Here is a 21,651-nt window from a genome sequence, read left to right as displayed (position 1 = left end):
AATCTATGCCGAGACGATCCGAGGCCCCCGCGCTGCGTCCCCCCCTGCTCGACGCTCGTGACGATTCCGCCGAGCCGCTCGAAGCTGACCGTACAATTGGCGCTGATCGTGCCCTCGGGGATATGACGATTCCGGTGATGTGACAGGTCATGCGATCCTCGCTCAGCGTAAGCTGCTGTCGAGGAACAGGACCAGCAAAAGCGTCTACCGGGCGCTGAGCTGAGCGCACGGCGCCCGCCAAAGCGAACTAACCATCTGAAAGATAATGAAAAACGCCAAGAATCCGCCAAGCGACGATGCACATGCATCTTCGACGTGTCACGGTGAACTCGATCTGGGGGATAACCCGCGTCGGGTCAGTCAGATCTCTCCTAGGGAGAGAGATGGTGCGGTCGAGAAGACTCGAACTTCCACGGGAGTTACCCCACAGCGACCTCAACGCTGCGCGTCTACCAATTCCGCCACGACCGCACTGTCTAGGCTTGGTGTGGCGCGTATTAGCCAAAGGCTTGGGGGATGAAAAGGGGGTATTTCGGGATTGGCGAGAATTTTTCTCATTCACGCTCTTGCCGTCGCGACAGGCCGGGCGGTCCCGGCCTGCGCAAGCGATAGGTTATTGCGGCGCCGCGGTTTCCACGAGCTCTGCCGCTTTCGCGGCAAAGCTTGGCAGGGCCATCGCGGGCTTCGGCGCCGACGACGCATCGGCGCGGCCGTTCATCATCAGGGCCGCCTTGCGGATGAGACCGCTACGCTCGGGCTGTGCGGGCGCGAAGACCGGCTGCGCCGAAAGCGCGTTCTCGTACCAATCCATCGCGAGATCGGGGCGCTCGGCGGTGCCGATTCCCTGCATAAGGTGATGGCCGACAAGCTCGTCATAGGCTCCCTCGCCCAGACCACCCAGAACCAACGCCGATCCCAGCGCCACCTCCATGTCGTCGGTGCGGTAGCCGACCGACAGGCAGACCTTCGCGGTGCCCGACAGCTGCGCCGGGCTCATGCCCGAACCGGCGATGAAGCTTTTCACCTTGGCAAGCGTCGCCTCGCGCGGGGTGCTGCCGACGGCGGCCACCTGCTCGGACAGAAGCGCCCCGAAATCGCGGCATTGCGCAGCGATCTGCTCGGGGGTGAAGCCGCCGATCTTGGCCTCCAGCGCCGCACCTTCATCGAGCGCGTACCCGCGCGCGAGGCAGAACTGCTCGCCCAGAGCCTGCCCCGGATCGGTCAGCGAGGCCTCCGTGACGAAGCCGCCATTCGACGAGGTGACGAGACTGGTCTTCGAACAGAAAGACGCAAGCGACATCGGCACCGGTTCGGCAACCGGCGCGGGCGCGACGAAGGACGGCATCGCAGGCGCCGGCTGCGACGCCATCTGCGTCGAGAAAGACGGCGCAGCAGGGGCCGGAGCTGGCGCAGGTGCTGCAGCCGTGACCGGCGTGTTGTTCTGAACGTTCGCTCCAGTCTTCTGACAGGCCCCCGCCTGACAGGTAAACATGGCAGGCGTCGCGTTATAGGCTTGGAAATCGTTGCGCGAGAAGCCGCTCGGCGTCGAGGCGAAGACCCGCACCGCGCAGCTCTTGTCGTTGCACCAGAAGCCCGGCCCCAGCACCGAGGTGTCGAGCAGGTAATCGGTTCGACCGTCATTGTTCAGATCGGCCAGCTGCACGAAGCCCGACCGCGCCATCAACTGCTGCGGTTCGACATTGGAGCTGCGCGCGATCTCGAACACGGCCTCGGAAATCTGCGGCGGCAAACCACCGATCGAGTTGCCGGCATAGGTCGCATCTCCGGTGCCCAGCATCTGGTCGCGCGTCTGCATCAGCAGGCCGCGCATCCCCTGCGGATGGGTCGAGATCGTCTGCGCAACCGCCGAACCGCCAAGGCTCGCCTTCTGATAGGCGGTGGTGAGGATGCTGCGCTGAATATCGGTCAGCTCGCCCGTAATCGGGAAATCCATGAAAGCCTGGTATTGCAAGATACCCGCGCGCGAGTTGCGCCCCAGCACCCCGTCCGGTGTGCCGACATTCCATCCGAAGTGGTTGAGCGAGACCTGCACCTCGCGATTGGCCTCGCGCTGCGCCGACGACATGGTCGGCTTCTTGTAATAGGTGCGCTTGGTGACCGTACGCGGCTGGCGGTTGGCCTCGTTCACGATCGCGCCGCCGATGATCCCTCCGATCACCCCGCCCACGATATCCGAGCCGCCCGCCAATGCTGGCGTGGCCGGTCCGCCCGTAGCGACGGCGAGCGCAAGACCCGCCAGAACGAACTTGTGTTTCATTCCTGAACCCTCCAATCAAATGACTTCCGGTCTTGCCTGTTGCCCCGCAAATTCCATGTTTCTGCACGACAGGACCGGTCGGAATGTGACCGGCGCGGGGGGTGCGCGACCTTACCAATAGGTAAAGTTTGCGCTCCGAATCGGTGATGTGGCAAGAATTATTGACGTCGGGTGAGGAATTCCGGCGGGTGAGGTTAAGAAATGGTGGAATGGCGCGTAAGTGACAGCCCGGTCCCGTACGACGAGGCACTTGCCTTCATGGAAGACCGCGTCGCCAAGATCGCCGCAGGCGAAGCCGAGGAGATGATCTGGCTGCTCGAGCATCCGCCGCTCTACACGGCCGGCACCTCCGCCAAGCGTGAAGACCTTGTCGATCCCGACCGTTTCCCCGTCTTCGAGGCCGGGCGCGGCGGTCAGTACACCTATCACGGGCCCGGCCAGCGCGTCGCCTATGTCATGCTCGACCTGAACAAGCGCGGGCGCGACGTGCGCTGCTTCGTGCGCCAGCTCGAAGACTGGGTGATCGCCGCGCTCGACGAATTCAACGTGAAAGGCGAAATCCGCGACGGCCGCGTCGGCGTCTGGGTGCAACGTCCCGACAAACCGAAGGCGGCAGACGGCAGCCTGCGCGAAGACAAGATCGCCGCGATTGGAGTGAAGCTGCGCAAATGGGTCAGCTTCCACGGCATCTCGATCAACGTGGAGCCCGATCTTTCGCATTTCGACGGAATCGTCCCTTGCGGGATTCGCGAGCACGGGGTCACCAGCCTCGTCGACCTCGGCCTGCCGGTGGGAATGGCCGATCTTGACGTCGCGCTGCGTGCGACATTCAGTCGCATTTTCGTGAGTAAACTAAATGCGACCTCGGAAGTTTAGTGGACACATAGGCAATCATGCATGTTAGAACGCCCTTCAAGGCAGCGTGACTGCCCTGTGAAAGCCGGGTCGGGAGGGCTCGAGCTTTAACTCAAAACCAACAAGGAAGACGCGATGAAACTCAGCCTTATTGCCATGATCACCGCCGTCGCCGTTGCGGGCCCCGCGCTCGCGCAGGACGTCGAGAAAGGCAAAGACGAATTCAAACGGTGCAAGGCCTGTCACTCGATCGTCGCCCCCGATGGCACGGCGATCTTCAAAGGCGGCAAGGTCGGCCCGAACCTCTACAATGTCATCGGCCGCAAGGTCGCATCCGTCGATGGCTATAAATACAAGGACGGGATCAAGGAATACGCCGAAACCGGCGCCGTCTGGACCGAAGAGCTGCTCGCCGAATACATCACCGATCCCACGAAGTTCCTCGAGGAACAAACCGGCGATCCCAAGGCAAAATCCGGCATGGCCTACAAGCAGCGCAAGAACCAGGAAGACATTGCGGCCTATCTCGGCTCGGAAGAAGTGTCGCCCGACGCGCCCGAGTCCTGATCGCGAAACGAACATATCACGCGTTCGTTGGCGGACCCTTTCGAGGGTCCGCTTTTTTGTGAGCCGCGTCGCGGATTCGCAACTGTCGCGCGGGGCGGTCTCAGCCCGCGCTCCGCGTGCCAAGGGCGCGAGATCACGGATCACTCACACCTGACAGAGCTGCGACATTTTTTCACGGCAGCGTGTGCTGAATTCTTGCCCTGCCCTCCAAATCTTCATAACCTCCCGACATTCAGACCCAAAGGGACGGGAGACCCGGGTCTGTCGGGAGAAATGGGAGATCACTATGGCGGACGCAGCCGTTCACGGCGAGGGCGCACATGAGTCGCGCGGGTTCTTTACCCGCTGGTTCATGTCGACCAATCACAAGGATATCGGGATCTTGTATCTCTTCACCGCAGGCGCGGTGGGGCTGATCTCGGTCCTGTTCACAGTTTACATGCGCCTCGAGCTGATGGAGCCGGGCGTGCAATACATGTGCGCCGAAGGCGCGCGCTTCATCGCTTCGGCTGAGGAATGCACCCCCGACGGGCACCTCTGGAACGTGATGATTACCTATCACGGCGTCCTGATGATGTTCTTCGTCGTCATCCCGGCGCTGTTCGGGGGCTTCGGCAACTACTTCATGCCGCTCCAGATCGGCGCGCCGGACATGGCCTTTCCGCGGATGAACAACCTCAGCTACTGGCTCTATGTCGCGGGCACCTCGCTCGGGATCGCCTCGCTGCTGGCGCCGGGTGGCGGTGGCGGCTCGGGCTCGGGCGTGGGCTGGGTGCTCTACCCGCCGCTATCGGTCCACGAGGGCGGTTATTCCATGGACCTCGCGATCTTCGCCGTGCACGTCTCGGGCGCCAGTTCGATCCTTGGCGCGATCAACATGATCACGACCTTCCTCAACATGCGCACGCCGGGCATGACGCTGCACAAGGTGCCGCTCTTCGCCTGGTCGATCTTCGTGACCTCCTGGCTGATCCTGCTCTCACTGCCGGTTCTGGCAGGCGCGATCACCATGCTGCTGATGGACCGCAACTTCGGCACCACCTTCTTCGATCCGTCGGGTGGCGGCGATCCGATCCTGTACCAGCACATCCTGTGGTTCTTCGGACACCCCGAGGTCTACATCATCATCCTGCCGGGCTTCGGCATCATCAGCCACGTCATCGCGACCTTCTCGCGTAAGCCGGTCTTCGGCTACCTGCCGATGGTCTATGCGATGGTGGCGATCGGTGTTCTGGGCTTCGTCGTCTGGGCGCACCACATGTACACGGTCGGCCTGTCGCTGACCCAGCAGAGCTACTTCATGGTGGCGACGATGGTGATCGCGGTGCCAACCGGCGTGAAGGTGTTCAGCTGGATCGCGACGATGTGGGGCGGCTCGATCGAGTTCAAGACACCGATGCTCTGGGCGATCGGTTTCCTGTTCCTGTTCACTATCGGCGGCGTGACCGGCGTGGTGCTCAGCCAAGCCCCGCTCGACCGCGTCTACCACGACACCTATTACGTCGTGGCGCACTTCCACTACGTGATGTCGCTGGGGGCGGTGTTCGCGATCTTCGCCGGCGTCTACTTCTGGATCGGCAAGATGTCGGGGCGCCAATACCCGGAATGGGCCGGCAAGCTGCACTTCTGGATGATGTTCATCGGGTCCAACCTGATCTTCTTCCCGCAGCACTTCCTCGGCCGTCAGGGCATGCCGCGCCGCTACATCGACTACCCGGAGGCCTTCGCCACCTGGAACTTCGTCAGCTCGATCGGTGCGTTTATCTCGTTCGCCAGCTTCGTGTTCTTCCTCGGCATCGTGTTCTACACCCTGTTCAAGGGTAAGCGCGTCACCGAGAACAACTACTGGAACGAGTATGCCGATACGCTGGAGTGGACCCTACCCTCCCCGCCGCCGGAGCACACTTTCGAAGAGCTCCCGAAGCGCGAGGATTGGGATCACGCACACGCGCACTAGTGATCTACATCTCCTGATAACGAGAACGGCCCCGGAGCGATCCGGGGCCGTTTGCAAAAGGGCGAAAGGTTGCAGGAAGGACCGGGCGGATCATGCCCTATCGCTGGACGGATACCGAAGGCCAAACCATGGAGGCGCCCCGCTCCGAGGCTGCGCCCCTGCCCGATCAATTGCATCTGTGGCCCTACCGCTCCCTGCCGCGTAAAGGTTTCGTCTTCTTCATCGCGGCGACCGTCGTCATGGTCAGCCTGCCGCTACTTTCACTGCTGGGTCACGTGGAGCTTTGGGGGCTCTTGCCCTTCATCGCGCTCGCCATCGCGGGGGTGTGGTGGGCGATCTCGCACAGCTATCGCACGGGCGAAGTGCTCGAGATCCTGACATTCAACGGGCCCGAGCTGCACCTTATCCGCCACGAACCGGGCAAGCCGTCGCGCGACTGGGCGGCGAATCCACATTGGGTACAGGTCGATCTTCACGGAAAAGGAGGGCCGGTCGCAGCCTACCTGACCCTGCGAGGCGGCCCGCGCGAGGTCGAGATCGGTGCTTTCCTCACGCCCGAGGAACGGCAACGACTGCACCGCGAACTGGTGATCCGGCTCGCAGCCACGCGTGCGCCGCTGCCCTCCTGATCCCCGCGGCAAGCGGACAGATCAGTCGTCCTTGCTGTCCGGAAGATCCTTGCGCTTGGTGCTCGCGATATCGTCGAGCTCGCTCTCGGACATGCTGTCATACATTTCCTTCGAGGCGCCCTGAAGATCGCCGACCTTCATCTCGCCGCGCTTGGCGGCAAGCGCCGCGCCCGCAGCTTTCTGCTGTGCCTTCGATTGTGCCGGCATCGCCGCCTCCTTTCAAAAATGCGCAAAAGAAAACGCCCCACGAGGGGGCGTTGTTCCCGGCCAGCGAAGGCAGCCGCCGATCACGAGGCGAGGCGATCCTTCACCATCGGGCCCGCCTTCGAGAAATCCATCTGTCCGGTGTATTGGCCTTTCAGCTCACCCATCACGCGGCCCATGTCGCGAATCGAATCCGCACCGAGTTTCGCGATGGCCGCTTCGATGGCAGCATTCACCTCGTCTTCGGTCAGCTGGCGCGGCAGGAATTCCTCGATCACGCGGATCTCGGCCTGTTCCTTCTCGGCCAGTTCCAGCCGCCCGCCCTCTTCATAGGCCCGCGCGCTTTCCTGACGCTGTTTCACCATCTTTCCCATGATCGCAAGCACTTCGGCGTCGCCGACAGTGCCCTCGCCCTCGCCTTCGGCACGCATCGCGATCTCGCGGTCCTTGATGGCGGCATTGACCAGCCGCAGCGTCGAGAGCCGCTCCTGATCCTTTTCCTTCATCGCCGTTTTCAACGCGGCGGCGATCTTGTCGCGCATTTGCATCACATCGTGTCCCTACTTCCGTGAAGGCGCCAGAATAGCGGCATTGCGAAACGCGCACAACTCTTGCAAGTTATTGATAAATAAGCAATTCGCAATTATCTCGTGCCCTCTTGACCCCCGCGCCCAGCGCGTCTAGGTTCCGGCGAATTTTGACATCGGGGAGTCGCGCCATGCCTGCAAGCCAGTCCGCATCGGAAAAGCCCACTGCATTGATCGCACTCGCTGATGGCTCGCTGTTCTACGGGAAGGGCTTCGGCCGCCCGGGCGAGACAGTGGCCGAACTGGTCTTCAACACGTCGATGACCGGCTATCAGGAAATCATGACCGACCCCTCCTATGCGGGCCAGGTCGTGACCTTCACCTTCCCCCATATCGGCAATACCGGCGTGAACCCGGAAGATGACGAAACCAACGATCCCGTTGCCGCCGGAATGGTGGTGAAATGGGACCCGACCGAGCCGTCGAACTGGCGCGCCGCCGAGACTCTGGTCGAGTGGCTGGAGAAGCGCGGTCGCATCGGCATCGGCGGCATCGACACTCGCCGCCTCACCCGCGAAATCCGCCAGCAAGGCGCGCCGCATGTCGCGATCGCCTACAACCCCGACGGGGTCTTCGACATCGAGGCGCTGGTACGCAAGGCCCGCGAATGGTCCGGGCTCGAAGGGCTCGATCTCGCGAAAGACGTGACCTGTGCGCAAAGCTACCGCTGGGACGAGATGCGGTGGGCCTGGCCCGAGGGTTACAAGAAAGCCGAAGGCAACGACCTGAAAGTGGTCGCCATCGACTACGGCGCGAAGCGCAACATCCTGCGCTGCCTCGCCTCGGCTGGCTGCGACGTGACCGTGCTGCCTGCCACCGCGACGGCCGAGGACGTGCTCGCGCTTGAACCCGATGGGGTCTTCCTGTCAAACGGTCCGGGCGATCCGGCAGCGACCGGGGAATATGCCGTGCCGATGATCAAGGGCGTTCTGGAAACCGAGCTGCCGGTCTTCGGTATCTGCCTCGGCCACCAGATGCTGGCGCTCGCGCTTGGCGCGAAGACCGTCAAGATGAACCACGGACACCACGGGGCAAACCACCCGGTGAAGGACCTGACCACCGGCAAGGTCGAGATCACCTCGATGAACCACGGTTTCGCGGTCGACAGCCAGACCCTGCCCAAGGGTGTGACCGAGACCCATGTCTCGCTGTTCGACGGCTCGAACTGCGGTATTGCGATGGCCGATCGCCCGGTCTTCTCGGTGCAGTATCACCCCGAGGCGAGCCCTGGCCCGCAGGACAGCTACTACCTGTTCGAGCGCTTCGCGACCGCGATGCGCGCGCGCAAGTCGTAACGCTCTTCCGGCGACTATAGGCTCCGAACTGAGGTTAACTGCCTATTAATCAAACGCTCGCATCCTGCCTTCCAGGACAGATGCGAGGTTTGGCATGGGCGCGCGGCAAAAGCTTTTCAAAACACCAGCGACTGACGCCAAACCGGCGCCGCTGCTGCTGACCAATCCAATCGCGAATTCCATTGCTCCGCTCAGACGGCGCAGCCTTGATGCCAAGCCAAAACGACACGCCGGCCGCGCCGCGCGCCCACCTCTGGGAGAAATCCTGCTGGATCGGGACGCGGTCGATCCGGCCGATCTGCTTACGGCGTCGGCGCTTCGGCAGCGCGAAGATGTAAGGCTTGGTGATATCCTTCTCGCGAATGGCTGGGTACACGAGACCGATCTGATGGCCGCCTTGGCTGAACAACGACATGCCTCAGTGGTCGACCTGCAAGCCGAGCCGCCCGATCCTCGCCTCATCGATGCCATCGGACCGGAGCTTTGCCTGAAGCACGCGATGGTTCCCTGGCGGCGCGTCGGCGGCGTCACCCTCATCGCGACCGCACGGCCCGAGGATTTCGAGGCTCTACAGGCTTCGCTACCCGCGTGCCATGCGCCCTACCGGCTCGTACTGGCCGCGGAACGCTGCGTGCATGACAGCCTGCTCACATGCCGCGAGACCGCGCTGATCCGACACGCAGAGATCAAGGTCGACCCGGTCGAGAGCTGCCGCAACCATAACGAACGGCGCGCCAGCCGGATCGCGGCGGGGCTCGTCGCGGTGACCGGGCTCGGAATGTTGCTTGCGCCCAACCTGCTTCTCGGGCTTTTCTTCGGGTGGGTGATGCTGACGCTCGTGGGTTCGATGGCGCTCAAGCTCGCAGCCTTTGCGAGCGAGATCACCGAACAACGCAAGCCCAGCCCCGACCCACTCATCCGGGGCGCGCCGAAAGGGCGGCTGCCGATCATCTCGGTGATGGTCCCGCTGTTTCGCGAGACCGACATCGCGGCGCGGCTCGTCTCGCGGCTCGGCAAGCTGCGTTATCCGCGCGAATTGATCGATGTGATCCTCGTCATCGAACATAGCGACACGATGACCCGTGCGGCTCTTGCGAACGCCGATCTGCCACGCTGGATGCGGGTGGTCACGGTACCGGACGGGCCGATCAAGACGAAGCCGCGCGCATTGAACTACGCGCTGAACTTCTGTCGCGGCTCGGTGATCGGCGTCTGGGACGCCGAGGACGCGCCCGAGCCGGATCAACTGCAGATCGTCGCCCAACGCTTCCTCGCGGCCCCGCCCGAGACGGCCTGCCTGCAAGGGGTTCTCGACTATTACAACCCGCGCACCAATTGGCTCGCGCGCTGCTTCACCGTGGAATATGCGACGTGGTTCCGGATGTTCCTGCCCGGGCTCGCGCGGCTCGGCTTCGTCGTGCCCTTGGGCGGAACGACCCTCTTCTTCCGCCGCGACGCGCTGGAGGAGCTGGGCGGCTGGGACGCGCATAACGTGACCGAGGATGCCGATCTTGGCGTACGTCTCGCGCGGCACGGCTACCGCACCGAATTGATCGCTGCCGCCACCTTCGAGGAGGCGAATTGCCGCGCCCTGCCTTGGGTCAAACAGCGCTCGCGCTGGCTCAAGGGCTACGCGATGACATGGGCGGTGCATATGCGCGATCCGGTGCAGCTCTGGCGCGATCTGGGCACGAAACGCTTTCTCGGCGTGCAGATCCTGATCCTCGGTTCGCTCTCGCAATATGTTCTGGCGCCGGTCTTGTGGAGCTTTTGGCTCGCGCTGTTCGGGCTGTGGCATCCGATCGCGAGCGCCCTGCCCGGCCCGGTCTTCGCGTTAGTTATGGGGACTTTCATTCTGTCCGAGTTGATCGCGATCACGACCTCTGCCTGGGCCTGCCGGGGGGCGGAGCATCGCAACCTGATAAAATGGATCCCGACGCTCCACCTCTATTATCCGCTGGGCGCGCTGGCGGGCTGGAAGGCGCTCTACGAACTGATCACGCGCCCCTTCTACTGGGACAAGACGAGCCACGGCATTTTCGACGACAGTGACGCGACAGCGTCGGAGGCCCGACCCGGCGACGAGATCGCCCCGGCAGAGGCCGCGGCGCGCCCGCCCCCGCAACACGAGGCCCATGCACCGCTTATCGGATAATCAGAGAGCCTCGGCCCAGTGGCCCGCCGTCCCGTGATGCGCCGCGTCGAGCGTGAGGCGCGTCTCGAAGGCGCGCGAGATGTGGGCGCGCAGCGCCGAGGCCGCCGCGTCGCCATTGCCCTCGCGGATCGCATCGACAATCGCCTGATGCTCGTCGAGCGCCGCCTCGCCCCGGCCCTTCACCGCAAGAGAGGTGGTCGCGAGAAGCGCCATCGAGCGGTGCACAAGATCGAGCTGCTGGACGAGGTAACGATTATGCGAGGCGAGGTGAATTTGGTGGTGGAACCGGCGGTTGGCCCGGCTCAACGCCTCCGGATCGTCGAGTTGACCGCGATCTTCGTCGATCATGTTCTGCAGCACCCGGACCTCTTCGGGAGCCGCATGTTTCGCAGCCAGCTGCGCCGCCAGCGCCTCCAGTTCGGCGCGCACGACATACAACTCCGCCAACTGGTTGTGATCGAGCGAGGCGACGATGAGCGAACGCCCGTCGCGGGCCAGCATCTGTTGGGTTTCGAGCCGCTGCAACGCCTCGCGCACCGGGGTGCGTGACACTCCGAACCGCTCCGCCAATTCGGATTCGACCAAGCGGTCCCCGGGGCGGTAGACGCCTTCGTCGATCGCGTCGAGTATGAGAGTGTAGGCGTCTTTTTGCATGCATCCTGCTTTCGAGATCTGCCAGAGATTAGGCGCGGCGCGCACCCGGTGACAAGCACATTGCACCCGCGCGCCCCGCAACTTAGCTTGCAGCCCATGACAGACAGCACCGCGCCTGCCCCCGCCTCCGCCTCCCCCGCCGACCGCGACCTCGCTGCCGAGTTCGCGCATGTCGACGCCTGGGTGTTCGATCTCGACAACACGCTCTACCCGCCGGAGGCGCGACTCTTCGACCAGATCGAGGTGAAGATGACCGATTTCGTGATGCGCTCGCTGGGCGTTGATCGGGCGCGGGCCGATCACCTGCGCAACCACTACTGGCAGCTTTACGGCACCACGCTGGCCGGGCTGATGCACGAGCACGACGTCGACCCGGCGCCCTATCTGCACGAAGTCCACGAGATCTCACTCGATCATTTGGTCAAGGATGATGCGCTGCGCGAAGGCATCGACGCGCTCCCGGGCCGCAAGATCGTCTACACGAACGGCTCGGCCCCCTATGCCACACGGGTCATCGAGGCGCGTGGGCTGACCGGGCTTTTCGACGGGGTCTATGGTGTCGAGCACGCGGAGTTTCATCCAAAGCCGCGCGGCGAAGCCTTCGACCGGATATTCGCGCAGGCCGGGATCGAGCCCACGCGCGGCGCTATGTTCGAGGACGACGCCCGCAACCTGCGCCATCCCCACGCGCTCGGCATGAAGACCGTGCATGTCGCCCCCGCCCCTGCGCCAGAGGATCACATCCACTACCACACCGCCGATCTCGCCGGGTTCCTCCGGGAGATCACGCGCGATTGAAGGCAAAGTGACGACTCTGCGACAATATGGCACGGCTTCGCGCCTTTATCGGTCCGCGATGCATCTTTAAGTGACGGGGGCCTGTCAGGGAGACAGCAAACGGGAGAATCGATATGACCATGACGACTGCCGACTCCGGCGTTTCGGCCTATGCGGCCAATCATTCCGAAACCGAGCACAAGCAGATTACGCCTGCTTTCATGTTCACCCTCGCGCTTGTCGTCGTGGCTCTGGCCGCTGGCATGGTTGTGACCATGGGCCTCGGTGGCCTCATCCTCTGGGCTGTTGGCGCGACCTGGATCATGCTCGCCCTCCTCGTCGTGATGACCGCAGGCGGCTGACGTCGTATTCGAAGAATTCTCGCCCATGGCGAACACGGCCCGGATCCGCGCGATCCGGGCTGTTTCTTTTTGTGCTCCCCCTTCGGGATTTGCGCGGGGCCGTCTCGCGTTCCGCTGTGTCGCCACGTCGCATCCCAGCGGCGGATCATTGCACCTGCCCGCGCCGGAGGGCAAAATGGCACGGACATTGACGGAGGCGCCCCATGGCCGAGACCCGCACACCCATCGACACCGATATCCTGATCTCCGGCGGCGGGGTCGCCGGCCTGACCGCAGCCGCGGCCTTCGGGCAGGCGGGCTTCACCACGATCTGCGTCGATCCCACGCCGCCGGTCACCGAAGAAGCAGCCGTGGGCGCGGATATGCGCTCGACCGCGTTCCTGCGTCCTTCGCGGGAGGTGCTGAAAGCGGCGGGAATCTGGGATCGGCTCCTGCCCTATGCCGCGCCGCTGCAGATCATGCGGATCGTCGATGCGGGCGGCGAAAGCCCGACCGCACGGCTGACCCGCGATTTCGACGCGGCCGACTTGTCCGACGAACCCTTCGGCTGGAACTTCCCGAACTGGCTGCTGCGCCGCGAGCTGGTGGCCGCCCTTGCCGATAATCCGCTCGTCGATTTCCGCCCCGGCATCGCGACGACCGGCCTCGTGACCCGCGAAAGCGGCGCCGAGGTGACGCTGTCCGACGGCACCCATGTGCGCGCCCGTCTCGTGATCGGGGCCGATGGCCGCAATTCCTTCGTGCGCGAAGCGGCTGGCCTCGGCGTAAAGACGATCCGCTACGGCCAGAAGGCACTGGCCTTCGCTGTCACCCACCCGATCCCGCATGACAACGTCTCTACCGAGATCCACCGCTCGGGTGGCCCGTTCACGCTGGTGCCGCTGCCCGACCGCGATGGCAAGCCGTCTTCCGCGATCGTCTGGATGGAGCGCGCCGCCGAGGCCGAGCGCCTCGCCGCGCTGCCCACGGAAGCGTTCGAAGCGGCGATCATGGAACGCTCGACCGGGCTTCTCGGGCCGCTGAAGCTGGAGACCCGCCGCGCCGTCTGGCCGATGATGACGCAGATCGCGGATCGGTTCTCGGGCCAGCGTGTGGCCCTGATCGCCGAGGCCGCCCATGTCATTCCGCCGATCGGCGCGCAGGGGCTGAACATGAGCCTCGCCGATCTGGCCTGCCTTCTGAAGCTGGCCGAGGAAGACCCGGTGCATCTAGGCGAGGCGAAGATGCTCGACGCCTATCACCGTCGCCGCTGGCCGGAGGTGAAGGCGCGCGAGGTGGGGATCGATCTGCTCAACCGTGCCTCGATGGTCGAGGCCCAGCCACTGCGCGATCTGCGCGCGGGCGTCTTGGGCGCGCTCTATTCGCTCGGACCGGTGCGCAAGACGTTGATGAAGGCGGGGCTTGGCGTGCGTTAAGCCGCTGCCGGGCGCGGACGCAGCCATGCACCGCGCCAGAACCGGCGCATCATCATCGCCCCCGCCGATGCGAGGCCGAGGACGAGGCCGAACCACAGCCCCACCCCGCCAAGATCCAGCGTGAAGGCGAGAAAGTAGCTGGCCGGGATGCCGATCAGCCAATAGCTCGCCACCGCCATCCACATCGGCACGCGCGTATCCTGCACGCCACGCAGCAGTCCCAGAGCCATCACCTGCATCAGGTCGAACAGCTGGAAGATCGCCGCGACCATCAGAAAGCGAACGCCGTAGAGGACGATCTCGGGCGTGGCCGGGTTCTCCGCATCGAGAAACAGGCGCGTGAGCCAAGGCCCCGCGAAGACGAAGACCGCGACCGTCAGCAAACCGAAGCCCAGCGACATCCCCGTCACCGCCAACGCCCCGTCACGCAGCAGGCGCGGATCACGGCGCCCATGCGCCCGACCTGCCCGCACGGTGGCGGCGTTCGAGAGACCGACATGCACCATGAAGGTGATCGAGGAGACCTGCAGCGCGATCCCGTGCGCGGCCAGTTCGACCGTGCCGATCCAGCCCATCATCAGCGCCGAGGCCTGAAACATCGAGCCTTCCGCGACGGAGGTCAGCCCCACCGGCAGCCCCATCTTCGCAACGATCCAGAACGCCTCCCAATCGGGCCGCCAGAAGCGCTGGAACAGCCGGATATGAGTCAGTCCGGGCGCACGCGCGGCATAGATCGCCTGCGCGACGAGGTTCAGCACCATCGCGCTGAGCGAAGCGATCGCCGCACCGCGCACGCCCAGTTCAGGCGCGCCCCAATTGCCGAAGATCAGGATCCAGTTGACGCCCGCGTTCAGCAGAACGGCCCCCAGCGTGATCCAGAGCAGCACCGCCGTGCGCTCCTGCGCCGACAGGTAGGACCGGATCACCATCATCGCGAGCCCCGGCGCGAGCGCGAAGCCGAGGATGCGCAGGTAATCCTGTGCGAGCGCCGCGATCTCGGGCTTCTGACCCAGCAGCTCCAGCACCGCGCCGGAATTCCAGAACAGCGGGAGCATCGCGACGCCGAACAGGATCGATAGCCAGATCCCCATTCGGGTGTCGCGCCGCGCCTGCACCTCGTCATCCGCGCCCAGACTCGCCGAGACGCGCCCCATCACCGCCAGCGCGATCCCGTTGCCCAGCATGAAGATAGAGAAGAAATAGGAGGTGCCCAGCACCAGCGCCGCCAGCGCCTCGACGCCATACCAGCCCACCATCACCGTATCGGTCACGTTGAGCAGCATCTGCGCGAGATTGGAGCCGATCAGCGGCAGGCCCAGAGTGAAGATCGCCCGCACATGGCGGGCGAGAGGCATCGCTTGGCTCTGCGACTGGGGCGGCGGCGCGCTCTGATGGGGATCGTTGCTCGTCATGAGCGAGCGCTAGCCCCGCCCGCTGCGGCGGTCAAGAGAGCGGTTACTCCCCCACCTCTTTCTTGCCGGTAATCATCGGCTTGACGAGATTCACGCCCTTCCACGCCCGGTAATAGACGATGGCCGCGATATGGATGCCGACCACGATCAGCAGCAAGGTCGAGACAAGCTCGTGAATCTTGGGCGCCCAGCTCGTGCTGATGCTCTCGGGCACGGAGCCCGCAAGCGGACCGACGTTGATATAGTCCTGCGGATCGGATGTCAGCCCGGTCACGACCTGCACGATCAGTAGCCCCAGCATCACGACGACAGACCAGCCGCCAAGCGGATTATGCCCGACATGGTCGGAGCTTTCCTTGGATGGCAGGTGGCGAAGATAATCCGCCACCTCCTTGGGCCCATAGAGGAAGTGCGAGAACCGCGCCGTGCGCGGCCCCACGAACCCCCAGATCAGACGCACCGCCAACAGTCCCGCGATGACGTAGCCCGCATAGAAATGCCATGTCATCTGGTTCGGCCCCCACTCCCCCAGGCCCCAGGCAACGGCAAAAGCCAGTACCAGAAGCCAGTGGAACAGGCGCACGACGGGATCCCAGACCGTGACGGTCTTCTTCGCGGGGGCGGCGGCAGTGTCTTTCATCAGGTGTTACTTCGCGCGGAACTCGTCATGGCAGCTCTTGCAGGCGCCGCCGAGTTTCCCGACGGCCGGCTGAAGCGTGTCGAGGCTTCCCGCTGCGGCAGGCATCTCCGCCGCAGCCTGATGCAAACCGTCGAGCTTCTGTCCGAAGAGATCCATGTTCGACCAGATTTCCGACTTCGCGTGGGTCTCCATCATGTCGTCGACCGAGGTACCCTCGACGAAGAGCGGACGGATATCGACCTTGGCGAGCGCCGCGATGTTGTCAGCGGCGGTCTGTGCCTTGGCCGCGTCGAACTCGGTCTTGCCCTGCGCCATTGGCGCGAGCACGGCCATCTGGGCGCCGAGCAGATCGAAATAGCCCTGGCGCGCGTCCACCGCATCCTTGGGCGATTGCGCGAAAGAGGCGGTAGCGGCGAGGGTCAAGGTCAGGGCGAGGAGAGGCTTGCGCATGAGGAACTCCAGTCTGCGATGGCGAAAACGTATCGAATTGATGTTACACGCAATCGTGTCATTCCGAAGACACTCCTTTGTGCGCAAACACACATCTCCCCTCGCGGAGCGATAGGCACGCGCGGGCGCTTCGGCGAGTTCCGGCCGACCGCCGAGGGAGGATGCAAAAACGCCTGAATACCGTGCAGAAAGCGCGACGGAACATCGAGCGTTATGCGTAGAAGCCGCGCGAAGTCCCGAATTTCCTGCCGAAAGCTTCAGAATCACCGCGCGGGTTTGCGGGCGACGAAATCGATCAGCGCCGCGCGCCCGGAATGGCCCGCGCCCTCGTCTAGATCGGCATCGTAATCGGCCTGATGCAGCACCTCCCAGCGCGGGAAGGCGTCACGCAGGAGATCGAGATCGTAAAGCTGTTCCACGATCCCCGGGCCGCCCGTGCCGTAGCGCGGCTGGCGGCGCGCGAAGCCGTGGATCAAAGCGAGACCGCCGGGTTTGAGTGCGGTCGCAATGCCGTCGAAAATCTCTGCCCGAAAGGCGGGGTCGGCGAACTGGATGAAGCAGGCGAGCACGGCGTCGTATTCCCCCCGCGGCCAGTCGTAGCCGCGCAGATCGGCGTCGATCGTCTGCATAGACACGCCCCGCTCCTGCGCCAGTTCGGCAGCCTTTCGGCGCGCGTTTTCCGAGGGTTCTAGGGCGGTCACCTGCAGTCCGAGGCTCGCGAGATAGGTGCCGTTGCGACCTTCGCCATCGGCGATACTCAGAAGCCGCGCCCCAGGCGCGAGACGCCACGCCTGACGCGCCACGAAATCCGCCGGTGTCGTGCCATAGAGATACTCGTCTCCGGCGAATCTTTCGTTCCAGCCCATGCGCTCCTCCGGTTCCTCTCTTTGACATGGATTGCGACACGCCAAGGGACAAGGCGAAAGGGGCCCGGGAGTTCCCGCTCGGCGATCACATGCTCAGGATTTGGTCACGCGACGCTGATCGGGATGAAGAGATGCACCAAGAATATGCTGCGAGGAATGCACGACATGGCTCGCATGGCCGACGATCAGCGGATCGGGCGGTGTCGCGATCGAGGGATCCTTGTCGGGATAGTCCAGCGTCGAGAGGAAATGCTTCATGCAGTTCAGCCGCGCGCGCTTCTTGTCGTTCGATTTCACGATGGTCCAAGGGGCATCGGCGGTATCTGTATAGAAAAACATCGCCTCCTTCGCCTCGGTGTAATCGTCCCAGCGATCGAGGCTTGCCAGATCGATCGGCGACAGCTTCCAGCGCTTGAGCGGATCGGTTTCACGTGCCGTGAACCGGCGGCGTTGCTCCTCGCGGGTGACCGAGAACCAGTATTTGTAGAGCCGGATGCCCGAGCGCACGAACATCCGCTCCAACTCCGGGGTTTGGCGCATGAATTCGAGGTAGTCGTTGGGTTTGCAGAAGCCCATCACGCGTTCGACGCCCGCGCGGTTATACCAGCTGCGATCGTAGAAGGTCATCTCCCCCGCGGTCGGCAGATGCTCGACATAACGCTGGAAATACCATTGACCCTGCTCCTCCTCGGAGGGCTTGTTGAGCGCCACGACCCGGGCGAAGCGCGGATTGAGATGCTCGGTGAAGCGCTTGATCGTGCCGCCCTTGCCCGCCGCGTCGCGGCCCTCGAAGAGGATCACGAATTTCTCGCCGGTCTCCTGCGCCCATTTCTGGACCTTGAGCAACTCGGCCTGAAGCTGCGCTTTCTCCGCCTCGTAAGCGGGGCGCGCCATTTTGCGACGATAGGGATATTTGCCCGTCTCGAAGGCCAGCCGCACCGCGTTGGGATCGACGCGCGGGAATTGCTTCGGGCCCGCCTCCTTCAGCAGGGCCTCGACGCCTGCGGGCGATCCCTCCGCCGGACGGGAAGGCGCGTCGACCGCCATCTCGGCGGCCGCGGCTTTTGCAGTCGTATCCCGTTCGGTCGTGGCCTGATCCTTCATGCCTATCCCTCCGTTGGCTGAACCTTGCGAAGCGTCGCGCAATCCCGCGTGATGTGCCTTGATACGTGTCAAAAACCCGTGTCTGCTGGCCTTCCGGCGGATAAAAACGCCCCCAAAATCGCGCGAAACGAGGGAACGGACATGATCACGATCTACGGCAACTATCATTCGCGGGCGAGCCGGGCGCTCTGGCTGCTCGAGGAGTTGGGCCTGCCGTTCCGTCTGCGCCGAGTCGTGCAGGCGAACCGGTTCAAGGATCCGCTCGCGCCGGAGGTGCCGCTCAACACCCGCTCGCCCGAGTTCCGCAAGCTCTCGCCGATGGGCGCGATCCCGGTGCTGGAGGAAGACGGGTTGATCCTGACGGAGTCGCTTGCGATCAACCTGCATCTCGCTCGCAAGGCGGGCGGGCCCCTTGCCCCCGCGCATGAGCGCGAGCTGTCGCTGATGGAGCAATGGGCGCTCTTCGCCGCGACCTGGATCGAGACCGACGCGCTCGCGCTCAGCTTCGTCTATCGCCGCAAGGAACAGGACACGCCCGAGGGCAAGGCCGAGATCGCATCCCTCTGCTCGAAGCTCGCTCGCCCGCTGACGACGCTCGAGACCCATCTGGAGACGCATAGCCATATCGTGGGTGGCCGGTTTACCGTGACCGATCTCAATCTGGCGGAGGTTCTGCGCTACGGGCAGGACCACCCCGAGTTCCTCGCCCCCTATCCGCGACTGCAAAGCTGGATCAAGCTTTGCCAGAGCCGCAAGGCCTTCCGGGCAATGTGGGACAAGCGCGAGGCCGAGGCGATTTGATTCGGCGGGTTCGGCGTAACGTCTAGACCGAAAGGTATACGCGCAGGGATGCACGTCCGCGTCTTTGCTCAAACCATGGGCAGGCGCTTAGCCACCACTTCGCCTTTCGGTCAGGTCCGCCTTACCAAGCGGTCAGGATTTCCGCAGCAGGGCAAATTCAGGTTTGGCCAAGACCTTTCCCTTACGTCATCTTTACGGGGTGAAGAGGGTTAGAGGGCACCATGCCTGCCTTGCTTGGATACAGCTTGTGTTTGAGTGCGACGCTGGTCGTGATCGCGGGCGATTTCATTCTGAAATCCGCGGTTGAAAGGGGGCACGCGCTGCATTCGCCGTCTGTCTTGCTCGGTGGCGCGCTTTATGCCGCCTCGGCAGCAGGTTGGTTTCTGGCCTTGCGGCAGGTGTCGCTGGCGCAAACCGGCGTGGCCCCGACGCTTTTCACGTTGATGGCTCTGGTGACGATGGGGGTCGTACTGTTCGGCGGAAAACTCGCCCTGCGGGAAGTCCTCGGTATCGCAATGGCGGTGGGGTCGATGCTGCTCATGGCGCGCGTCGCTTGAGAGTCGGTCGTTTCCGGGGGTTGTGGGGCTTTCGGAACGCATCGGGGCGGTGGGGTCTTCTTGCTCCTCCGCCCCAACCTGCGGTATCTCTTGTTTAGAAAACTACAAGAGAAAGCGAGCAGCATGGCCGACGATCTTCTGACGCCCCAGACCGATTCCTATGACGCCTCCTCGATCGAGGTGCTCGAAGGTCTCGAACCCGTGCGAAAACGCCCCGGCATGTATATCGGCGGCACGGACGAACGCGCGCTTCATCACATGGTGGCCGAGGTGCTCGACAACTCGATGGACGAAGCGGTGGCCGGTCACGCCAGCCGCATCGAGGTCGAGCTGCTGGCCGATCACTCGATCGTCGTGCGCGACAACGGGCGCGGCATCCCGATTGACCCGCACCCGAAATTCCCGGGCAAATCCGCGCTGGAAGTCATCCTGTGCACACTGCACGCAGGCGGCAAGTTCTCGGGCGATGCCTACGAGACCTCGGGCGGTCTGCACGGGGTGGGCGCTTCGGTGGTGAACGCGCTGTCGGATTCGATGGTCGTTCAGGTAGCCAAGAACAAGGAGCTATATGAACAGCGCTTCTCGCGCGGCATCCCGGAAGGTCCGGTCGAAAAGATCGGCGCGGCGCCGAACCGGCGCGGCACCACGGTCACTTTCCATGCCGACGAGCAGATCTTCGGCCATCACCGGTTCAAACCCGCACGTCTGCTGAAGATGGTGCGCTCGAAGGCGTATCTCTTCTCGGGCGTGGAGATTCGCTGGAAATCCGAGATCGACGACGGCGAGACGCCGACCGAGGCCACCTTCCACTTCCCCGGCGGCCTCGCCGATTACCTGACCGAGACGCTGAGCGGCGCCAGCACCTATGCCGACCGCCCCTTCTCGGGCAAGGTCGAGTTCCGCGAGAAGTTCAACGTGCCGGGTTCGGTCGAATGGGCGATCAACTGGACGCCCTCGCGCGACGGTTTCATCCAGTCCTACTGTAACACCGTGCCCACCCCCGAGGGCGGCACCCATGAGGCGGGCTTCTGGTCCGCCATCCTCAAGGGCATCCGCGCCTATGGCGAGCTGGTGAACAACAAGAAGGCTGCGCAGATCACCCGCGACGACCTGATCACCGGCGGCTGCGCGCTGGTCTCGTGCTTCATCCGCGAGCCGGAATTCGTGGGCCAGACCAAGGACCGTCTGGCCACCGTCGAGGCGCAGCGTCTGGTCGAGGGCGCGGTGCGCGACCACTTCGACAACTGGCTGGCCTCGGACACGAAATCCGCAGGCGCGATCCTCGATTTCCTCGTGCTGCGCGCCGAAGAACGCCTCAAGCGCCGGCAGGAGAAAGAGACCCAGCGCAAATCGGCCACCAAACGGCTGCGCCTCCCCGGCAAGCTGGTCGACTGTTCGGCCACGAACCGTTCGGGCACCGAGCTGTTCATCGTCGAGGGCGACTCGGCAGGCGGTTCGGCCAAGATGGCGCGCGACCGTAAGAACCAGGCGCTGCTGCCGCTGCGCGGCAAGATCCTCAACGTGCTCGGCGCGGCAAGCTCAAAGCTCGGCTCGAACCAGGAGATCAACGACCTGACGCAGGCGCTCGGCGTCGGCCTCGGCACCAAGTTCAACGTCGACGACCTGCGCTATGACAAGATCATCATCATGACCGACGCGGACGTGGACGGCGCGCATATCGCCTCGCTCCTGATGACCTTCTTCTTCACCCAGATGCGCCCGATGATCGATCAGGGGCACCTCTATCTCGCCTGCCCGCCGCTCTACCGCCTGACCCAGGGCGCCAAACGCATCTATGTGGCCGACGACGCCGAGAAGGAGGCGATGCTGGAGAAAGGTCTGGGCGGCAAGGGCAAGATCGACGTGCAGCGCTTCAAGGGTCTGGGCGAGATGGACGCGAAGGACCTGAAAGAGACCACGATGAATCCCGAGACGCGCAAGTTGATCCGGGTCACGATCCACGACGACGAGCCGAACGAGACCGGCGATCTGGTGGAGCGCCTGATGGGCAAGAAGCCCGAACTGCGGTTCCAGTATATTCAGGAGAACGCCCAGTTCGTGGAGGAGCTGGATGTTTGAGGAGGCG

General features: G+C 63.9%; 22 protein-coding genes and 1 tRNA gene. 12 read left to right on the top strand and 11 right to left on the bottom strand.

The features are described 5' to 3' along the window. Positions 1 to 384 precede the first annotated feature (384 nt). Positions 385 to 471: transfer RNA gene (locus B6V72_RS07460), tRNA-Leu, on the bottom strand. Between the two features lie 142 nt (positions 472 to 613). Beyond that, positions 614 to 2,278, bottom strand: a complete 1,665-nt coding sequence (locus B6V72_RS07455; protein WP_088735244.1) for a peptidoglycan-binding domain-containing protein — start codon at positions 2,276 to 2,278, stop codon at positions 614 to 616. Between the two features lie 201 nt (positions 2,279 to 2,479). Here B6V72_RS07455 and lipB point away from each other — a divergent pair, with 201 nt between their 5' ends. The 4 genes from lipB (at position 2,480) to B6V72_RS07435 (ending at position 6,286) form a co-directional block, all read left to right on the top strand. Further along, positions 2,480 to 3,154, top strand: coding sequence for a lipoyl(octanoyl) transferase LipB (gene lipB, locus B6V72_RS07450; protein ID WP_075776254.1), 675 nt, complete (start codon positions 2,480 to 2,482; stop codon positions 3,152 to 3,154). A gap of 114 nt (positions 3,155 to 3,268) precedes the next feature. Further along, on the top strand, positions 3,269 to 3,700 hold the full coding sequence (locus B6V72_RS07445) for a c-type cytochrome (protein ID WP_075776255.1): 432 nt from the start codon (positions 3,269 to 3,271) through the stop codon (positions 3,698 to 3,700). 286 nt (positions 3,701 to 3,986) lie between these two features. Beyond that, positions 3,987 to 5,657, top strand: coding sequence for a cytochrome c oxidase subunit I (gene ctaD / locus B6V72_RS07440; protein ID WP_075776256.1), 1,671 nt, complete (start codon positions 3,987 to 3,989; stop codon positions 5,655 to 5,657). A 92-nt stretch (positions 5,658 to 5,749) separates the two neighbouring features. Beyond that, a complete protein-coding gene (locus B6V72_RS07435; RefSeq protein WP_088735243.1) occupies positions 5,750 to 6,286 on the top strand; it encodes a DUF2244 domain-containing protein in 537 nt (178 codons plus the stop codon). 21 nt (positions 6,287 to 6,307) lie between these two features. Here the strand turns inward: B6V72_RS07435 and B6V72_RS07430 are convergent, their stop codons facing one another. Both B6V72_RS07430 and B6V72_RS07425 read right to left on the bottom strand, forming a co-directional pair. Continuing rightward, positions 6,308 to 6,493 (bottom strand): DUF3008 family protein, encoded by a 186-nt coding sequence (locus B6V72_RS07430; protein ID WP_075776258.1) that lies wholly within the window; start codon positions 6,491 to 6,493, stop codon positions 6,308 to 6,310. A gap of 80 nt (positions 6,494 to 6,573) precedes the next feature. Continuing rightward, complete coding sequence (locus B6V72_RS07425) at positions 6,574 to 7,038, bottom strand: GatB/YqeY domain-containing protein (protein WP_075776259.1); 465 nt, start codon at positions 7,036 to 7,038, stop codon at positions 6,574 to 6,576. A 170-nt stretch (positions 7,039 to 7,208) separates the two neighbouring features. On the opposite strand from B6V72_RS07425, the gene carA reads away from it, so the two are divergent. Further along, positions 7,209 to 8,372: a glutamine-hydrolyzing carbamoyl-phosphate synthase small subunit gene (gene carA, locus B6V72_RS07420; protein WP_088719116.1), complete on the top strand. Its 1,164-nt coding sequence runs from the start codon at positions 7,209 to 7,211 to the stop codon at positions 8,370 to 8,372. Positions 8,373 to 8,421: 49 nt separating this feature from the next. On the opposite strand, the gene B6V72_RS19365 is transcribed toward carA, so the two are convergent. Further along, positions 8,422 to 8,787 (bottom strand): hypothetical protein, encoded by a 366-nt coding sequence (locus tag B6V72_RS19365; protein WP_240497699.1) that lies wholly within the window; start codon positions 8,785 to 8,787, stop codon positions 8,422 to 8,424. Between B6V72_RS19365 and B6V72_RS07415 the strand changes: the two genes are divergently transcribed. After that, a complete protein-coding gene (locus tag B6V72_RS07415) occupies positions 8,761 to 10,527 on the top strand; it encodes a glycosyltransferase (protein ID WP_240497698.1) in 1,767 nt (588 codons plus the stop codon). The two genes, B6V72_RS19365 and B6V72_RS07415, sit on opposite strands and share 27 nt — an antisense overlap. Here the strand turns inward: B6V72_RS07415 and B6V72_RS07410 are convergent, their stop codons facing one another. Beyond that, positions 10,528 to 11,181, bottom strand: a complete 654-nt coding sequence (locus B6V72_RS07410; RefSeq protein WP_075776261.1) for a GntR family transcriptional regulator — start codon at positions 11,179 to 11,181, stop codon at positions 10,528 to 10,530. 96 nt (positions 11,182 to 11,277) lie between these two features. Here B6V72_RS07410 and B6V72_RS07405 point away from each other — a divergent pair, with 96 nt between their 5' ends. The 3 genes from B6V72_RS07405 to B6V72_RS07395 all read left to right on the top strand — a co-directional run bounded on the left by B6V72_RS07405 (position 11,278) and on the right by B6V72_RS07395 (position 13,735). Further along, complete coding sequence (locus B6V72_RS07405) at positions 11,278 to 11,979, top strand: pyrimidine 5'-nucleotidase (RefSeq protein WP_088727047.1); 702 nt, start codon at positions 11,278 to 11,280, stop codon at positions 11,977 to 11,979. A 113-nt stretch (positions 11,980 to 12,092) separates the two neighbouring features. After that, a complete protein-coding gene (locus B6V72_RS07400) occupies positions 12,093 to 12,320 on the top strand; it encodes a hypothetical protein (protein WP_075776263.1) in 228 nt (75 codons plus the stop codon). 203 nt (positions 12,321 to 12,523) lie between these two features. Then, complete coding sequence (locus B6V72_RS07395; protein ID WP_088735241.1) at positions 12,524 to 13,735, top strand: UbiH/UbiF family hydroxylase; 1,212 nt, start codon at positions 12,524 to 12,526, stop codon at positions 13,733 to 13,735. On the opposite strand, the gene B6V72_RS07390 is transcribed toward B6V72_RS07395, so the two are convergent. The 5 genes from B6V72_RS07390 to ppk2 form a co-directional block, all read right to left on the bottom strand. Continuing rightward, complete coding sequence (locus B6V72_RS07390; RefSeq protein ID WP_088735365.1) at positions 13,732 to 15,090, bottom strand: MATE family efflux transporter; 1,359 nt, start codon at positions 15,088 to 15,090, stop codon at positions 13,732 to 13,734. The two genes, B6V72_RS07395 and B6V72_RS07390, sit on opposite strands and share 4 nt — an antisense overlap. Before the next feature lie 100 nt (positions 15,091 to 15,190). Beyond that, positions 15,191 to 15,787 (bottom strand): cytochrome b/b6 domain-containing protein, encoded by a 597-nt coding sequence (locus tag B6V72_RS07385; protein ID WP_088719120.1) that lies wholly within the window; start codon positions 15,785 to 15,787, stop codon positions 15,191 to 15,193. Positions 15,788 to 15,793: 6 nt separating this feature from the next. After that, positions 15,794 to 16,237, bottom strand: a complete 444-nt coding sequence (locus tag B6V72_RS07380) for a cytochrome c (protein WP_075776266.1) — start codon at positions 16,235 to 16,237, stop codon at positions 15,794 to 15,796. A 263-nt stretch (positions 16,238 to 16,500) separates the two neighbouring features. Beyond that, positions 16,501 to 17,103, bottom strand: a complete 603-nt coding sequence (locus tag B6V72_RS07375; RefSeq protein ID WP_088719121.1) for a class I SAM-dependent methyltransferase — start codon at positions 17,101 to 17,103, stop codon at positions 16,501 to 16,503. 93 nt (positions 17,104 to 17,196) lie between these two features. Next, positions 17,197 to 18,150: a polyphosphate kinase 2 gene (gene ppk2, locus B6V72_RS07370; protein ID WP_088735364.1), complete on the bottom strand. Its 954-nt coding sequence runs from the start codon at positions 18,148 to 18,150 to the stop codon at positions 17,197 to 17,199. A 198-nt stretch (positions 18,151 to 18,348) separates the two neighbouring features. Between ppk2 and B6V72_RS07365 the strand changes: the two genes are divergently transcribed. From B6V72_RS07365 to parE, 3 genes are all read left to right on the top strand, one after another. Further along, positions 18,349 to 19,008 carry a glutathione S-transferase family protein gene (locus B6V72_RS07365; protein ID WP_088724648.1) on the top strand — a complete coding sequence of 220 codons (660 nt, stop codon included), beginning with the start codon at positions 18,349 to 18,351 and terminating at the stop codon, positions 19,006 to 19,008. Between the two features lie 221 nt (positions 19,009 to 19,229). Then, on the top strand, positions 19,230 to 19,565 hold the full coding sequence (locus B6V72_RS07360) for a hypothetical protein (protein ID WP_143597868.1): 336 nt from the start codon (positions 19,230 to 19,232) through the stop codon (positions 19,563 to 19,565). Positions 19,566 to 19,688: 123 nt separating this feature from the next. Next, positions 19,689 to 21,644, top strand: a complete 1,956-nt coding sequence (gene parE, locus B6V72_RS07355) for a DNA topoisomerase IV subunit B (protein WP_075776271.1) — start codon at positions 19,689 to 19,691, stop codon at positions 21,642 to 21,644. Positions 21,645 to 21,651: the final 7 nt, after the last annotated feature.

This window comes from Thioclava sp. F34-6 (genome assembly GCF_002213235.1).
GTDB lineage: Bacteria > Pseudomonadota > Alphaproteobacteria > Rhodobacterales > Rhodobacteraceae > Thioclava > Thioclava nitratireducens.
The sequence above is the reverse complement of the archived record's forward strand: the minus strand, read 5'-3'. Positions and strand labels throughout refer to the sequence as shown.

Coding starts and splice junctions, on each gene's coding strand:
- B6V72_RS07380 (WP_075776266.1), bottom strand. CDS start 16,237: ATGCGCAAGCCTCTCCTCGCCCTGACCTTGACCCTCGCCGCTACCGCC.
- B6V72_RS07400 (WP_075776263.1), top strand. CDS start 12,093: ATGACCATGACGACTGCCGACTCCGGCGTTTCGGCCTATGCGGCCAAT.
- B6V72_RS07375 (WP_088719121.1), bottom strand. CDS start 17,103: ATGGGCTGGAACGAAAGATTCGCCGGAGACGAGTATCTCTATGGCACG.
- ctaD (WP_075776256.1), top strand. CDS start 3,987: ATGGCGGACGCAGCCGTTCACGGCGAGGGCGCACATGAGTCGCGCGGG.
- B6V72_RS07445 (WP_075776255.1), top strand. CDS start 3,269: ATGAAACTCAGCCTTATTGCCATGATCACCGCCGTCGCCGTTGCGGGC.
- B6V72_RS07435 (WP_088735243.1), top strand. CDS start 5,750: ATGCCCTATCGCTGGACGGATACCGAAGGCCAAACCATGGAGGCGCCC.
- B6V72_RS07410 (WP_075776261.1), bottom strand. CDS start 11,181: ATGCAAAAAGACGCCTACACTCTCATACTCGACGCGATCGACGAAGGC.
- B6V72_RS07390 (WP_088735365.1), bottom strand. CDS start 15,090: ATGCCTCTCGCCCGCCATGTGCGGGCGATCTTCACTCTGGGCCTGCCG.
- B6V72_RS07395 (WP_088735241.1), top strand. CDS start 12,524: ATGGCCGAGACCCGCACACCCATCGACACCGATATCCTGATCTCCGGC.
- B6V72_RS07365 (WP_088724648.1), top strand. CDS start 18,349: ATGATCACGATCTACGGCAACTATCATTCGCGGGCGAGCCGGGCGCTC.
- lipB (WP_075776254.1), top strand. CDS start 2,480: ATGGTGGAATGGCGCGTAAGTGACAGCCCGGTCCCGTACGACGAGGCA.
- B6V72_RS07455 (WP_088735244.1), bottom strand. CDS start 2,278: ATGAAACACAAGTTCGTTCTGGCGGGTCTTGCGCTCGCCGTCGCTACG.
- B6V72_RS07385 (WP_088719120.1), bottom strand. CDS start 15,787: ATGAAAGACACTGCCGCCGCCCCCGCGAAGAAGACCGTCACGGTCTGG.
- B6V72_RS07360 (WP_143597868.1), top strand. CDS start 19,230: ATGCCTGCCTTGCTTGGATACAGCTTGTGTTTGAGTGCGACGCTGGTC.
- B6V72_RS07405 (WP_088727047.1), top strand. CDS start 11,278: ATGACAGACAGCACCGCGCCTGCCCCCGCCTCCGCCTCCCCCGCCGAC.
- parE (WP_075776271.1), top strand. CDS start 19,689: ATGGCCGACGATCTTCTGACGCCCCAGACCGATTCCTATGACGCCTCC.
- B6V72_RS07425 (WP_075776259.1), bottom strand. CDS start 7,038: ATGCAAATGCGCGACAAGATCGCCGCCGCGTTGAAAACGGCGATGAAG.
- B6V72_RS19365 (WP_240497699.1), bottom strand. CDS start 8,787: ATGTCGTTGTTCAGCCAAGGCGGCCATCAGATCGGTCTCGTGTACCCA.
- B6V72_RS07415 (WP_240497698.1), top strand. CDS start 8,761: ATGGCCGCCTTGGCTGAACAACGACATGCCTCAGTGGTCGACCTGCAA.
- ppk2 (WP_088735364.1), bottom strand. CDS start 18,150: ATGGCGGTCGACGCGCCTTCCCGTCCGGCGGAGGGATCGCCCGCAGGC.
- B6V72_RS07430 (WP_075776258.1), bottom strand. CDS start 6,493: ATGCCGGCACAATCGAAGGCACAGCAGAAAGCTGCGGGCGCGGCGCTT.
- carA (WP_088719116.1), top strand. CDS start 7,209: ATGCCTGCAAGCCAGTCCGCATCGGAAAAGCCCACTGCATTGATCGCA.